The 14,573-nt window shown below is 40.7% G+C and carries 10 protein-coding genes and 1 other RNA gene; 5 read left to right on the plus strand and 6 right to left on the minus strand.

Annotated features, from left to right (window positions below):
* The first annotated feature begins 370 nt into the window (after positions 1 to 370).
* Both secA and mutT read left to right on the plus strand, forming a co-directional pair.
* Positions 371 to 3,079 carry a preprotein translocase subunit SecA gene (gene secA / locus ACFI4Z_RS11880; protein ID WP_462670775.1) on the plus strand — a complete coding sequence of 903 codons (2,709 nt, stop codon included), beginning with the start codon at positions 371 to 373 and terminating at the stop codon, positions 3,077 to 3,079.
* A 673-nt stretch (positions 3,080 to 3,752) separates the two neighbouring features.
* On the plus strand, positions 3,753 to 4,148 hold the full coding sequence (mutT, locus tag ACFI4Z_RS11885) for an 8-oxo-dGTP diphosphatase MutT (protein ID WP_462670776.1): 396 nt from the start codon (positions 3,753 to 3,755) through the stop codon (positions 4,146 to 4,148).
* 46 nt (positions 4,149 to 4,194) lie between these two features.
* Here the strand turns inward: mutT and dolP are convergent, their stop codons facing one another.
* The 4 genes from dolP to ACFI4Z_RS11905 are packed head-to-tail and all read right to left on the minus strand — an operon-like array spanning position 4,195 to position 7,614.
* Positions 4,195 to 4,761: a division/outer membrane stress-associated lipid-binding lipoprotein gene (gene dolP, locus ACFI4Z_RS11890; protein ID WP_462670777.1), complete on the minus strand. Its 567-nt coding sequence runs from the start codon at positions 4,759 to 4,761 to the stop codon at positions 4,195 to 4,197.
* Positions 4,761 to 5,348: an SIS domain-containing protein gene (locus tag ACFI4Z_RS11895; protein WP_394193794.1), complete on the minus strand. Its 588-nt coding sequence runs from the start codon at positions 5,346 to 5,348 to the stop codon at positions 4,761 to 4,763. The genes dolP and ACFI4Z_RS11895 overlap by 1 nt, the downstream gene beginning before the upstream one ends.
* A 1-nt stretch (position 5,349) precedes the next feature.
* Complete coding sequence (locus ACFI4Z_RS11900) at positions 5,350 to 5,721, minus strand: YraN family protein (RefSeq protein ID WP_462670778.1); 372 nt, start codon at positions 5,719 to 5,721, stop codon at positions 5,350 to 5,352.
* A gap of 27 nt (positions 5,722 to 5,748) precedes the next feature.
* Positions 5,749 to 7,614: a penicillin-binding protein activator gene (locus ACFI4Z_RS11905; protein WP_462670779.1), complete on the minus strand. Its 1,866-nt coding sequence runs from the start codon at positions 7,612 to 7,614 to the stop codon at positions 5,749 to 5,751.
* 61 nt (positions 7,615 to 7,675) lie between these two features.
* Here ACFI4Z_RS11905 and rsmI point away from each other — a divergent pair, with 61 nt between their 5' ends.
* On the plus strand, positions 7,676 to 8,533 hold the full coding sequence (gene rsmI, locus ACFI4Z_RS11910; protein WP_462670780.1) for a 16S rRNA (cytidine(1402)-2'-O)-methyltransferase: 858 nt from the start codon (positions 7,676 to 7,678) through the stop codon (positions 8,531 to 8,533).
* A gap of 42 nt (positions 8,534 to 8,575) precedes the next feature.
* Positions 8,576 to 8,953, plus strand: an RNA gene (rnpB, locus tag ACFI4Z_RS11915) — RNase P RNA component class A.
* Positions 8,954 to 9,002: 49 nt separating this feature from the next.
* Here rnpB and ACFI4Z_RS11920 read toward each other — a convergent pair.
* On the minus strand, positions 9,003 to 10,037 hold the full coding sequence (locus tag ACFI4Z_RS11920) for a mechanosensitive ion channel family protein (RefSeq protein WP_462670864.1): 1,035 nt from the start codon (positions 10,035 to 10,037) through the stop codon (positions 9,003 to 9,005).
* Between the two features lie 253 nt (positions 10,038 to 10,290).
* On the opposite strand from ACFI4Z_RS11920, the gene ACFI4Z_RS11925 reads away from it, so the two are divergent.
* Positions 10,291 to 11,277: a YihY/virulence factor BrkB family protein gene (locus ACFI4Z_RS11925; protein ID WP_462670781.1), complete on the plus strand. Its 987-nt coding sequence runs from the start codon at positions 10,291 to 10,293 to the stop codon at positions 11,275 to 11,277.
* 42 nt (positions 11,278 to 11,319) lie between these two features.
* On the opposite strand, the gene ACFI4Z_RS11930 is transcribed toward ACFI4Z_RS11925, so the two are convergent.
* Positions 11,320 to 14,415, minus strand: coding sequence for a bifunctional diguanylate cyclase/phosphodiesterase (locus tag ACFI4Z_RS11930; protein WP_462670782.1), 3,096 nt, complete (start codon positions 14,413 to 14,415; stop codon positions 11,320 to 11,322).
* Between the last annotated feature and the right edge of the window lie 158 nt (positions 14,416 to 14,573).

Raw genomic sequence — 14,573 nt, forward strand, 5'->3', positions numbered from 1 at the left:
ACCTAGAACCTAGAACCTAGAACCTAGAACCTAAGTTCCCACACCCCTCTTGATTTTTTATTCACGCATCTCCATATCACTCTAGTAATTGCAGGCTCGTTTATCGGGTTAAAGTTATCTTTACGGCATTTTTGAATTTTTTCTCTTAAAAATGGCTAACTTTATCAACTGATAGTTCGTTGTATCGCAGAGTCTGGTATAGTGGCGCACGAGATAAACGCTGAAATTTACAGCGTTTACCAAAATTATTAATTAATATGTTCTTTTTACGAGCAGTATATTAATTAGTAATAACATCCCCATCACATGGGTGCATAAAATGGGTTAGTTGATGTTCAGCTAACAAAGAATACATTGTAACGGTTTTATCATGATATCTAATTTATTTACCAAGATTTTTGGTAGTCGCAATGACCGCACTATTAAAAATTTAAGAAAGACGGTCGCGCTAATCAACGCGCTTGAAACGCAACTAGAAGCGCTTTCAGACGAAGATTTAAAAGCCAAAACAGCAGAATTTAGAGAGCGTTACGATAACGGGCAAAGTCTTGATGACATTTTGCCTGAGGCATTTGCTGTCGTACGTGAGGCGTCAAAACGTGTTAATGGCATGCGTCACTTTGACGTTCAGCTTTTAGGTGGCATGGTTTTACACCAAGGCCGCATCGCAGAAATGCGTACTGGTGAGGGTAAAACCCTTACAGCAAGTTTACCCGCTTACCTTCGTGGTTTAACAGGTAAGGGTGTTCACGTTATTACGGTGAACGACTACCTTGCCAAGCGTGATGCTGAGACTAACCGTCCATTGTTTGAGTTTTTAGGCTTAACAGTGGGTTGTAATGTGCCAGGCATGATGCCACAACAGAAAAAACAAGCGTACGCAGCAGACATTACGTACGGTACAAATAACGAATTTGGTTTTGATTACTTGCGCGATAATATGGCGTTCAGTATTGATGAACGCGTACAGCGCCCGCTTTACTTTGCTGTTGTGGATGAAGTGGATTCAATCTTAATCGATGAAGCACGTACACCGCTTATTATTTCAGGTCCTGCTGAAGATAGCTCGCAGCTTTACACTGAAATTAACACCATCGTTCCTTTACTTGAACTACAAGAAAAAGAAGACGAAGAAGGTGTTGAAGGCGATGGCGATTTCACCATTGATGAAAAAGCCAAACAAGTTCATTTAACTGAACGTGGTCAAATTAAAGTTGAAGAATTACTTACAGAGCGCGGCTTAATTGAAGAGGGCGATTCGCTTTATTCAGCAGGTAGCATTACGTTACTTAGCCACATTTATGCTGCGTTACGTGCCCATAAGCTCTATCAAAAAGACATTGATTACGTTGTTAAAGAAAACGAAGTAATCATTGTTGATGAGCACACAGGCCGTACAATGGAAGGGCGTCGTTGGTCTGAAGGTTTACACCAAGCTGTTGAAGCAAAAGAAGGTGTAAAAATTCAAAACGAAAACCAAACACTGGCTTCAATTACCTTCCAAAACTATTTCCGTATTTACGATACCCTTGCCGGCATGACTGGTACTGCAGACACTGAAGCATTTGAGTTTCAGTCAATCTATGGCTTAGATACCGTTGTAATGCCAACAAATAAGCCGATGATCCGCGATGATCGTGCTGATTTAGTGTATTTAACACAAGATGAAAAATACGAAGCCATTTTAGTAGATATCAAAGATTGCCAAGAGCGCGGACAGCCTGTATTGGTCGGTACTATCTCGATTGAAAGTTCTGAGTATTTATCGCAGTTTTTACGTAAAGAAAAAATCAAGCACAACGTATTGAATGCAAAATTCCATGCTCAAGAAGCGGATATTGTCTCTGATGCTGGTTTACCTGGTACAGTAACCATTGCTACCAACATGGCAGGCCGTGGTACGGATATCGTGTTAGGTGGTAACTGGAACAGCGAAGTTGAAAAACTTGATAACCCAACGGATGAGAAAATAGCTGAAATCAAAGCTGCATGGCAAATTCGTCATGATGCTGTAATTGCAGCCGGTGGTTTACATATTATTGGTACGGAACGTCATGAGTCGCGTCGTATTGATAACCAGCTACGTGGTCGTTCGGGTCGTCAAGGTGATGCTGGTTCAAGCCGTTTCTACCTTTCGATGGATGATGCACTAATGCGTATTTTTGCTGGTGAGCGCATGACTAACATGATGCGTAAACTAGGTATGCAACGTGGTGAAGCCATTGAACATCCATGGGTAAACCGTGCTATCGAAAACGCACAGCGTAAAGTAGAAGCACGTAACTTTGATGTTCGTAAGCAATTACTTGAATATGATGATGTAGCAAACGATCAACGTCGTGTTGTTTACGCACAGCGTAACGAATTACTTGTTGAAGGCGATATTTCTGAGACAATTACGGTAATTCGTGGTGATGTACTTAACGGTATGATTGACCAGTATATTGCGCCGCAAAGCTTGGCTGAAATGTGGGATATCCCGGGTCTTGAAGAACGCTTAAAACAAGACTTCTTATTGGAACTGCCAATTTCGCAGTGGTTAGCCGACGACAGCAAGCTGTACGAAGAAAAGTTACGTGATCGTATAGAAGAAGCAGTTACTAATGCTTATAAAGAAAAAGAGCAGCAAGTTGGTGAGTCTGTGTTACGCCAGTTTGAAAAAGCAATTATGCTACAAAGCTTGGATCAGCATTGGAAAGATCACTTAGCTGCGATGGATCACTTACGCCAAGGTATTCATTTACGTGGTTATGCGCAAAAGAATCCAAAGCAAGAATATAAGCGTGAGTCATTTGAGTTGTTCTCTGAAATGCTTGAAAACCTTAAAGTTGATGTTGTAGGCATCTTAAGTAAGGTTCAAGTACGTGCAGAAGAAGACGTTGAAAAAGTTGAAGAGCAGCATCGTCGCAGCGAAAATGCACCTCGTCAGTACCAGCATGAAGAAGCTGAGCACGTTGGTGGTGAAACTCCAGCAGGTGCGACTGTATCAGCCCGTACGGAGCCTAAAGTAGGCCGTAACGAGCCATGCCCATGTGGTTCTGGCCAAAAGTTTAAACAGTGTTGTGGTAAATTAAAGTAACCCCAGTTTAAACTTTGAAAAAGCGACGCATGCGTCGCTTTTTTGTTTTTTAATTAAGGAGAAAGTTTTAGGGGCTAGGAGCTAGTGAAGTGACTAGGAGCTTAGGCATAATTCTTTCTTATCGGTGCAGCTATTAAGCTGTTTTTGCGTCAGCAAGCTTAACGCCTACGGGTGTTAATATTTAATTTTGAGGTTAATATTTCACTTGTAGGCGAGCGACTTGCCACCGCGAAAGTGTTTTGTAGCAGCGATTTTATATCGCGTTTTAAAACGAAAAAAAGTAGAAGTTCACCACAGAGAGCACAGAGTTCACAGAGGAAACAACAGTGATTTTACTTGTTTTTCTCTTCTCTGTGCAGCGAAGCGCCTCGGTGCCCTCGGTGGTAAAAATTGTTTTGTAGGCGAGTGGCTTGCCGCCGCGGAAGTGTTTTGTAGCAGCGATTTTATATCGCGTTTTTAAGTGATTTGTTTAAAAAGAGGTTAAGAGGCGCTGCGCTTATAAGGTGCAAGGGGTAAGGCTCTAGGTGCTAGGGAAGTAACTAGGCGCTAGGTTTATTTGGCTTTACCTCATTTTGTTCTCATTCACTTCTCTTTGTGCAAGTGTTTTAGGGTGTTTGTGTGTCAGCAAGCTTAACGCCAATAGGTTTTTATAATTAAAGAAAAAGGGTGTCTAATGACCAAAAAAATTGTCCATGTAGCTGTTGGTGTGATTAAAGCGAACAATACATTATTCATCTGTAAACGACCAGATGACAAACATCAAGGCGGTTTATGGGAATTTCCAGGTGGTAAGGTTGAAAGTGGCGAAAGCGTGTTTGACGCGCTTAAACGCGAGTTACACGAAGAGGTTGCGCTTACCATAAACAGCTCAAGCGAACTAATGGTCATAGAGCATGACTATGGTGATAAATGTGTAAAGTTAGATGTGCATTTAGTAACAGATTTTAGTGGCGATGCTCATGGCGCTGAAGGCCAAAAAAGTGCGTGGGTTGCAATAGACAAACTAGATGAATACAACTTTCCAGCCGCTAATGTTGATATAATCAATAAGATTAAGTCACTTGGCTAAAGCTAAAAAGCCACAAGTAACGAGTTACTTGTGGCTTTAAATTAATTTATAAATATTCAAAAACTTTGATAACGCGCTCTACGCCAGATACATTTCGAGCGATACTCACTGCAGCATTTGCTTCTGCATCTGTGACTAAGCCCATTAAAAATACTTCGCTGTTTTCTGTTACCACTTTAATATTATTACTACTGATATTTTCAGCAGTTAGTAACTGAGTTTTAACTTTTGATGTTAACCACGAATCATGCGTTTTTGTACTAATACTAATATTAGATCCAATTCTGATTTGGTTATGAATTTTACGAATACCTTGAATTTTCTCAATCGCTTGCATGGCTTCGTTTTTCATTTCTTGCGTAGCCACTTGGCCAATCAGCAATACAATTCCGTTAACACTAATGGCGTTAAGGTTTGCATGATCTTTTAAACGCTGTACGTCGTTGATGGCAATACCACTTTTAATTTCAATGTTACTGTCGTCAATCTGTGAGCCTATGGTACGGCGATCATTTGCAGCCGTCACGGCGCCTGCGGTACCCACAACAACAGCGGCGGCACAACCTTGTAACAATAAAACGGTACTAATAATAATAAGAGACTGCTTGAGCATTAACTTTCATCCTGAGGAAATAGGGTTAAATCGATAAGCTCACTTAAACAATGTAAATTCACTAAGTGAGATTCAATAATACGGCTTGGACGTTTTGAGGGAACGCGTATTTCTACGTCATTAGCGCCTAATAATCCGACTAGTTCACCTCCGTCATCGCCTACCATAACTATGACCTTCATATCTTTGGTAAGTGCAGCTTCGACGGCAGAAATTATATTTTTTTCGTTGCCGTTGCTTGCTAACACCAACAATAAATCACCTTGGTGTGCAAATGCTCTAATTTGACGTGCGAATGTCTCGTGGTCTTCACTTTGGTTGTTTTGGCCTAAGTTAATTTGCTCCTGCGAGAGCGCAATTGCAGGCAAGCACGGGCGTTCAGTTTCATAAAAGTTGATTAGTACGCCGGCCATATGCTGTGCCAGCATATGGCAACTTGCAGTGCCACAACAAATCAACTTATTACCATTGATAAGGCTTTGTGCAATTGTAAATGCAGCGGATTCCAATGCGCTCGGTAGTACTTCACCTGCCGCAATTTGTACTTGAATGCTTTCTTTAAAAATTTCTTTTATAGTATCTTGCATATTAGAATACGTTTTTTATCCAATTAAGTTGTTGCGATGTGTCGCCAGTTATTGCGACAAAGTCGATTCTAAGCGGCTGATTTATTAGCTTTTTGGCCGCTAAATAATGATAAATAGTGCGCTTTAGGCGCTGCTGCTTTTGTTTTCCTAACGCATGAATAGCGCCGCCTTTTGCGTTACTACTACGAAATTTAACTTCAATAAATACCAGCGTGTCTCCGTCACGCATTATCACATCTAGTTCACCATAGGGGCAGTTATAATTGCGCTCTATGGGAATTAACCCTTGCTGTTGTAAATATTTTTGAGCTTCTAGCTCGTAGTATTGACCTTTTTCTCGGCTATTTTGCCACAACTGCTTAAACCACGACATGACAACATCCTTGTTGGTTTTAGCAAATTATTCACCACTTGCAACTTGCATAAACAAAGGCACGGGGGCTTGTGTTTTAAGTTTTACAGGCTTTATTTGCTTATCTTTATATTGCGCCCAATTTAATTGGCGATTAATTTGGCCGTCACTGGTAATACTCAATTGGCCGGTTAAACCTGCATACTGTTTTCCAGGAAACACTCTCAGCTGGTTTAGATCATCAAGCAAGGCGACTGAATCGTACGCCATCGCGAATAAACGCTGGCTAATATCTACTTGCTCAGGCCACAGTGAGTTATATTGTTGACGCAGTGTCTGATTTGCAATTTGACCACTTAGCATCCAAGGTAACTCAGTGAAATATAGACCATCAAGGTCACCTTTGTCAGTTCTATCTATTTGCTTACTATGACTTTTAGAGCTTGCATAAAGAGGAATACGATCGGCAAAGGTACTCACGTTCACATCTAAATAGGGTTTTATTAAGCGTGTTTCAGTCGCATCACCTAAGATATAAATTACATCGATATCTCTGCGCGAACGCGTTTCGCTTTCTACTTCTGTTTTAAATAATGCTTTCACACCTTTTATACGCTCGTTAGACTCAGCGACTTCGAGCAAGCCTTTGATCGTATTTGGCATGTCTTTTTTGTCTTTATAAAGACCCACTTGTGGTTGGGTTTCGCTGTAGCGCTGCCATTGAACATTAAAGTAATCAACCAAGCGTTGGCCTGCACTGTTATCCGGTGCTAGGAGCATAGGCTTTTGGTAGCCCTGCGCTAAAAAGTGTTCTAACGCTTGTTGTACTTCATGCTCTGGGTTGAGTGCAAAAAAGTAATGTTGAGCTGAGGTTCGCTCGCCTTCAATCGCATTTAAATGCAACGTAGGATAGCTTTTCAACGATTGCTCGTTTGTCAGTTTATCTATATTTGTTTTAAGCAAGGGGCCAATTACAAAGTTGGGCTGTATTTCATCTAATTTGGCGTTAATTTCTGGTGTGCTTAGCATTTCATCAATAAAAGTGGTTTCATTTATTTCACTATTATCGAGTGCACCTAGGATGCCGGCTTTTAGTGCATCACCTAATCGCTCATTTGCACCTGACTGGGGCAGTAATACCACTAAACGTTTTATATTTATCGGCTCAGCTGCTAGCAGATCAGCGTCTTTTTCTGGTAAAACGGCTGAGGCAGGGTGCCCAGGATAACGTCTTTGCCAGTTGTTGATTGCTTGGTCTAGCTCAACCGGAGCCCCCGAATATACTTGGTGGTATAACGCTAAATTAACCCAGCCTTGTTGAACGACCGAACCACGATTGAAGCGCTCTAAAGCATAAGAAGATAGTTGCTGTAAGTTTTGCCATAATGCTTGGTTTAAGCCTGGAATAGTTAAATTACTTTTGCTAGCTGTTTCAGATGCTTTAAAAAAATAAGGCACGGCTTTTTTAGGTAACTCTTGCGATGTATACACACTGCCCGTTAAATATTGGTGCCACGCAAAGTGCTCAGCTTGAGTAAGCTGATTATTTAAAGTAGCTAGCATTTCGAGCGCTAAGCTGTTTTTGCCTTGTTGTTTTTGCGCAAATGCGATGTAAAGCTTGTTTTGAATTTGATCAACGCTGGGGGTTTGTTCAAGGTCAGTGCATATTTGTTCTAATAATGGCCAGCGCTGCTCTGTAATTGCAGCATCGCGTGCGCTATAAAGTAGCTGAATTTTATCTGCACCTTGGCGATTTAAGGCAAGTTGGTACATTGAGCGTGCATCAGTTGCTTGAATTTGTGCAGAACTATTCGCTGAACTAAGGTTTTCACTGGTTTTAGTCGGTTTTTCGGTTGTACTACAGGCCGATAACCCTGACAATATGATTAATAGACTAACAAGTTTAAGTCGCACAATGATTTCCCAATACGTTAACGCGATTTGCTTATATTACTGACTGACGCAGGAGACCTCAATGTTAAATGAGGAGAATTCAGATAAAATCGGCACTCTTTACATCGTTGCTACCCCAATTGGCAATTTTGACGACTTAAGTCAGCGCGCAATTGCGACACTATCTCAAGTTGACTTAATCGCTGCTGAAGATACACGCCACACTGGCAAGTTGCTCAGTCACTTTGGTATTAAAGCTAAAACCTTTGCTTTGCACGACCATAATGAAAAACAAAAAGCGCAGCAAATTATTGACCAGCTAAATCAAGGGTTAAATATTGCATTAGTTTCAGACGCTGGTACGCCTTTAATTAGTGACCCAGGTTATGCGGTGGTTAATTTATGCCGTGAACAAGGCGCGCATGTCACACCTGTGCCCGGTGCGTGTGCTGCAATTACGGCGGTGTGCTGCTCAGGACTTCCCACTGATCGTTTTCAGTTCATTGGTTTTACTCCCGCGAAAAGTAAAGCCCGCCAAGACTTTTTCATCGAAGCGGTTAATTCAGGCATTACCAGTATTATGTATGAAAGTACGCACCGTATTATGGCCAGCCTCGATGATTTAGAGAGCGCCCTTGGCAGCGAGCAACAGGTGGTATTTGCTAAAGAACTTACCAAAACCTTTGAAACCTTTTTTAATGGATCCGTTACTGAGCTAAAACAGTTTTTAACCGACGACCCAACCAAGCAACGTGGTGAGATAGTATTGATGCTGCCAGGCAAACCAAAGCTAGTTGACGACATTCCACCCGAAGCACGTAAAATGCTTGCGCTACTTGAAAGTGAAATGCCAATGAAAAAAGCCTGCGGTATTGTGGCTGACTACTTTGGAATGAAGAAAAACGCTTTATACAAAACAATTATTGACGAAAAAGGTTAATTCTTTACTGCACAGAGTTACAAGCTCAGGTATACTGCGCGCCGAGTCAGCCAAGATAATCGCTGCCTGCAACGAAAATGCGCAGGGGGAGGAAAGTCCGGGCTCCACAGGGCAGAGTGCCAGCTAACAGCTGGGGGGCGTGAGCCCACGACAAGTGCAGCAGAGAGGAGACCGCCAACTTCGGTTGGTAAGGGTGAAAGGGTGCGGTAAGAGCGCACCGGGCCGCTAGTAATAGTCGGTTGCAAGGTAAACTCCACTCGGAGCAAGACCAAATAGGGTTCTATCATTTTAAATAATGAACGCGTGGCCCACGTGAGAACCGGGTAGGTTGCTTGAGCCATAGAGCGATTTATGGCCTAGACGAATGATTATCGCTTTCTTCGGAAAGAACAGAACCCGGCTTATAGGCTGACTCACTCATTCAATAAAAAGCCCGCAGTTAACGCTGCGGGCTTTTTTGTGTTTGAAATTAAATGATATTACTACCTTGCTCTGGATCGCGAGATTTTTCTGCTTGTTCTCGTATTTCGCCGGTGTCACTGCTGACATCATCAACACTTGATGCAGTAACCTGTGAAGTGTGCGGTATTTTTGCCGATGAAGGGGCATTTTCCGTTTGACCAGACTCGCTTTTAGCTGGGTATATATCTTCACCTTGGCTATTGAGTAATACACGTTCCCGGGCATCATCTGGCATGCTAATGCCGTGTTCAGTAAACTCATTTACTAACTCACGCATTAATTGCGAGGCGACTTTTAATACACTGTGTTCTTCACTGTTAACCCAAAAGTAGATGGTAAAATTAAGCGTTGCCGAGCCTAAATCGTTGATGAGTACTTGTGGTATGGGGTCGTTTAATACGGCTTTTTGATTGCTAATAACTGTTAGTGCTAACTGTTGTGCTTGTTTTATATTGTTATCGTAGCCAATACCTAACGTGAAACTACCACGCATTTTGGGGTTTGCAGTTAGGTTTTTAATCGTGTTTTTGTATACAGTGGCATTGGGTATTTGAATATGGTTGCCGTCAAAATCGACCAGGGTTGTTGCGCGTGCAGTGACCTTTTTAACAACACCTAAATGACCATTCACTTCAATGACATCATCTATTCTAAATGGTCGTTGCACACTCAGTAGTAAGCTAGAGATAAAGTTTTCAGCAATGTCTTTAAAGGCGAATCCGAGTATTAAACCAAGCAGTCCTGTGCCACTCATTACAGCAACAGCAAATTCGGTTAACCCCGCTAAGCGAAGAAAAATATACAAGCCAAATAAAATGATAAGCGTACTTATAAAGCGCCTTACTACCAAGTGAAGTAAGCGACTTTCACTAACATATCCTAAAGGTTTTAGAAGTACATAAGACAAAGGACGGGCAATAAAATAACAACAAGTGACAGCAAAAATACCCAATAAAATAGCGGGTAGCATTTGCCCAGCGGCGTGTAAAAACTGCACTATTTGACTTTGGATAACAGCGACAGTGGATTGCCATGAATACACTGTCGATGATGTAGAAACATCTTTAGATGCGGTTGTAATAATTTGATTTAAAACAATATAAAAATTATGCACCTGCTGTTTCCTATACTTTCTAAGGTTATTATTAAGCGATAGAACTGCAATTTAAAGGCCAGTATTACTTGGCAAGTATATTGCTGTACTTATATGAAAGTTTATTAGCAAGTTTGTTTGCAATGTATCCATAAAATACAACAAGCGAGTAATACTAGTTGCAGGGTGTAGAGGGTAAATCATGGCGAAACATAAATACGGTTATGGGGCGAGTTCACCTAGTGAAATACCTGTACGTGGCTGGTGGAGTATCATAAAACGTGTATTTAAAAGTTCATCGAAAGATAATCTGACATTCGTGGCTGCAGGCGTTGCATTCTATGCATTGTTAGCCATTTTTCCAGCTATTGCAGCGTTAGTTTCTGTGTATGCTTATTTTTCATCACCGGCTGAAATTACGGCTCATTTAAGTCAGTTTATTACCTTGATACCGCCAAGCACACGCGACATTATTTTGCAGCAAGTAACCGCTGTGAGCGAAAAGTCGCAAGCAACTTTGAGTTTTAGCGCGATCAGCACATTAATCTTGGCTTTATGGAGTAGCAGTAAAGGCTCTCAAGCGCTTATAACTGCGTGCAATATTACATATCATGAGCAAAATAAGCGTCAGTTTTTAATTGCTTTACTAATTAGGTTTGTGTTTTCTGTTGGCGCAATTATGGTTGCAGTGATCGCCTTATTGATCATCGGTATTTTACCTGTTGTTTTAAATTTGGTTGGGCTTACTCAAGGAGTGGATCTTGTAATACAGCTAATATCATGGCCATTTTTAGCAGTGATATTTAATGTTGCATTGGCGTGTTTATACCGTTATGCACCTCATCGCCGTGAAGCTAAGTGGCGCTGGGTTACACCTGGTTCATTGCTTGCGACTGGATTGTGGATTATTGCGTCTGTCGGGTTTTCATTCTATGTTGCTCAATTTGCCTCATATAACGAAACGTATGGTTCACTAGGCGGTGTTGTTATCATGCTGATGTGGCTATATTTAAGTGCATTTATCATTATTTTTGGTGCGGCTTTTAATGCCAGTATTGAGCAGCAAACATTATGCGATAGCACTAAAGGTGACGAAAGTGAGTTGGGAGAAAGGGGCGCTTATGTGGCCGATACCCTGACAAAATGTCAAAAGAAACAGCACGCCCGTAATACGGATGCAGGTGATTAAGATTTTATAACCTAGCCGCAGCATTTTTGCTGCGGCTAATGATTAATTGTGTTGTTTATTCACTAATGCAATGAGTTCTTTCTCAGGTAATGGTTTTGAAAACAAGTAGCCTTGTCCATAGTCACAGCCTAGTTGCAGCAATAAGTGGTGTTGCTCGCGAGTCTCAATTCCTTCTGCAATTACTTTTAAATTAAACTGATGAGCCATATTGATAATGGCCTTACATAGAGCGAGCTGTTGATTCCCTTCTTTTATGTCATCAACAAAACATTTGTCTATTTTTAAATAATCTGCATCCATTTGCTGCAAATAAGCAAGAGAAGAGTAACCCGTGCCAAAATCATCGAGCGCTAATTCCATGCCTGACCGCTCTAATGATTTAAGTCGCTGCTGTGTTAGAGGTTCTTTTGAAATCATCAGGCCTTCTGTGATTTCTGCAACGATAGCATTGAGCGGTAAGTTGGCTTCGTGCAGCAGCTGTGGCCACCTATCTAAACCACTGTCTAAACAACTGAACTGTACGGGGGATACATTAACACTCAATTGAAAGCTGTTATCAATGCTGCGAAGAGTTTGCAGTGTTTGCAGTGCCTTGATAAATGCGAACTGACCAAGTGGATTGATGTATCTTGACTCCTCAGCGAGTGGAATAAATTGGGCAGGGCTAATAAGGCCTTGAACTGGGTGTTGCCAGCGCATTAATCCTTCAGCTTTATGGATTTTTTCTGAACTAAGATCGACAATTGGCTGATAATAAAGCTCAAATTCATGCTGCTCAATACCGTAGCGCATGCTTTTTAGTAATTCCATTCTATGCTGTGCTTGTTCACGCAGTTTTAAACTAAAGAACTCGTAGCAATTGCGACCATTTTGTTTGGCTTGGAACATGGCCTGATCTGCGGCCTTGAGTAGTTGCTCACATGAGTCGCCATCTGTGGGGGCAATCGCAATACCTATACTCGCTGCAATAAAGATTTCTTCTTCTTCGAGCAGAAATGGTTGCGACATAGCTTGAAGTAGATCTTTTGCCACTTTTTTAATGTGATCTTCACTTATAATTTTTGTGTGCACGATAACAAATTCGTCACCACCAATTCGGGCCATAAAATCAATATCTTGATTTGTTTCCATTAGCCTGTGCGCAATCATTTTAAGTAATTCGTCACCATAAAAATGGCCTAGAGTATCGTTAATATCTTTAAAGTGATCAAGATCCAGTAACATGATAACCAGCGGCGAATCTTTACTGTAATTTTTACTCAATCGTTGATTTAATCGGTCTTTTAACTCAACTCTATTAGGCAAATTAGTTAAATGATCAAAGTGTGTTTGGTGCCATATTAATTCATCGGCGGCTTTTTTTTCTGTGATATCGGTAAAAATTGCCACGCGGCGGTGAGGCTTAGCGTGTTCATCATAAACAGTATCGATAGTCAGCCATTCGGTAAAAAGCTCACCATCTTTACGCCTATTTTGTATTTCACCTTGCCAGCGACCCGATTGCTCAATCATCTGCCACATTTGTTTGTAAAAAGACTTTTTGTGCTTTCCTGAGTTTAGAATAGCAATGGGTTTACCTAGTACTTCATCTTTGCGGTATTGAGTGACCTCACAAAAAGCGGGATTAACATCCAAAATAATGGCGTTCGGATCGGTGATCACCATGCCTTCACTACTATTGGCATAGACTAAAGAGGCAAGGTGAGAGTCTTTTTCTGCACGTTTTCTAAGCGTGATGTCTTGTAATACTAAGGTGTATTCGTTGCTATTAGGTTTAGCGCTAATTCTTACCTCGTAAACGTGCTTTGGATTCTCACCTGAGTCTTGTAATTCAAATTGCGCTGTCTCTTTGCCTGTAGGTAAGTTTTGTAGTAATTGTTTGCTTTTCTCTTCGTCGAGTAAATCGCGTAAATGTAGTTTGGAATTGGCATACACAGGTTTATTTAAGCGTGAAACTTGCCCCCCTAAATTAAGCACATCACCATGAATATTAATACGGATATAAGTATCAGGTAATGCACTGAGTAAGCTACTTAACTCGCTATGCTGGCGTTTTACATGTGCTTCAGCGGCTAAGCGTGTTTGCGCCATCTCTTCAAAGTGTTTGTATAGAGAGTTGAGCTCAGGGCTTTTTAGGCTAAATTGTTTTGGTAAATATCCTTTGGCAAGCTCTTGAATGGCGCAAGTTAGTTGTTTTAATGGAGTAAGTATTGCTTTTTTTAATCGTAAGTGAGCAAACACACACATTATCGAAATAATAATAATGAACGTGATTAGGGCATTAATAAAAAGCTGGTTTGCATTTTCAATGTCTTTATCAAAAGGGATAGCAATATAGGCATTGAGCGTGTTATTTACTTCATCTTTGTACATTTGTTGTTTATGGAGTACGTGATTAACACCGTTAAAATCAACAATATTGTTAAAGCCTGATGTTGCATCACTGAAACCGTATTCGTTGATGTTATTACCAAACCTTTGTGCATCATAAGGGAAATTTGCTAAAACTCGGTTGTGGCTGTCGGTAATAATCGCAAGTGTGCCTTGAGGAAGGTGAAAGCTTGCTAGTTTTTTGCTCCACCAATCTAAAGTAATAACACTCACTACTACGCCATAGGGAGTCTGATTTTCATCAAGCAGTGGGTATGCAAAATTAACTGTGAGGGTATCTAAACTTCGATCTTTTTGAAAAAAACCGATCGCAAAATCTTTCGTAGCAAGGGCGTTTTTAAAATATTGACGATCACTAATATTGATGTTCTTGTTCATACCGCTTAATAAACAGCGTGGTTCTCCTGTTAAATCAATAATCCCAATATTGGCTATTTCCAGGTTGAGCGCACTTATTTTTTTTAAATAGGCTGGGCACCCCTCTTTTAGCGGGGCTGAAAAATCATCCAAGCTTGCAAGTTGAACAGTAAAATTTTTTACTTCATTTAATAAGCCTGCTTGCTGTGCAGTAAGCTGCTGGGCAATAGCAAGTGCTTGCATACGACTTTCTTTGAGTACATTCTCTTTTGCATACCAAAGGCTAAATAAAATAGCCACAATGCCAGGTAAGCTTAATAAAATGAATAAGCGATAAAGACGAGTTTTTAATGATAAAGATAAAATAATGATACTCTTTATTATTTTCATTTGGGGCAAAATTGTATCTAAAAAACTAAAAAATAACCATATAAAATATAAGGTTAATAATCATTCTGTTTAAGCGAATGATTGATACTAATTTATGCAATGGTTGTTTTGAGTTGATATGACTAAGATTAACTTAAGTTAAGCATATAAGAGCAATC

The organism is Pseudoalteromonas sp. RWi3 (assembly GCF_054960735.1).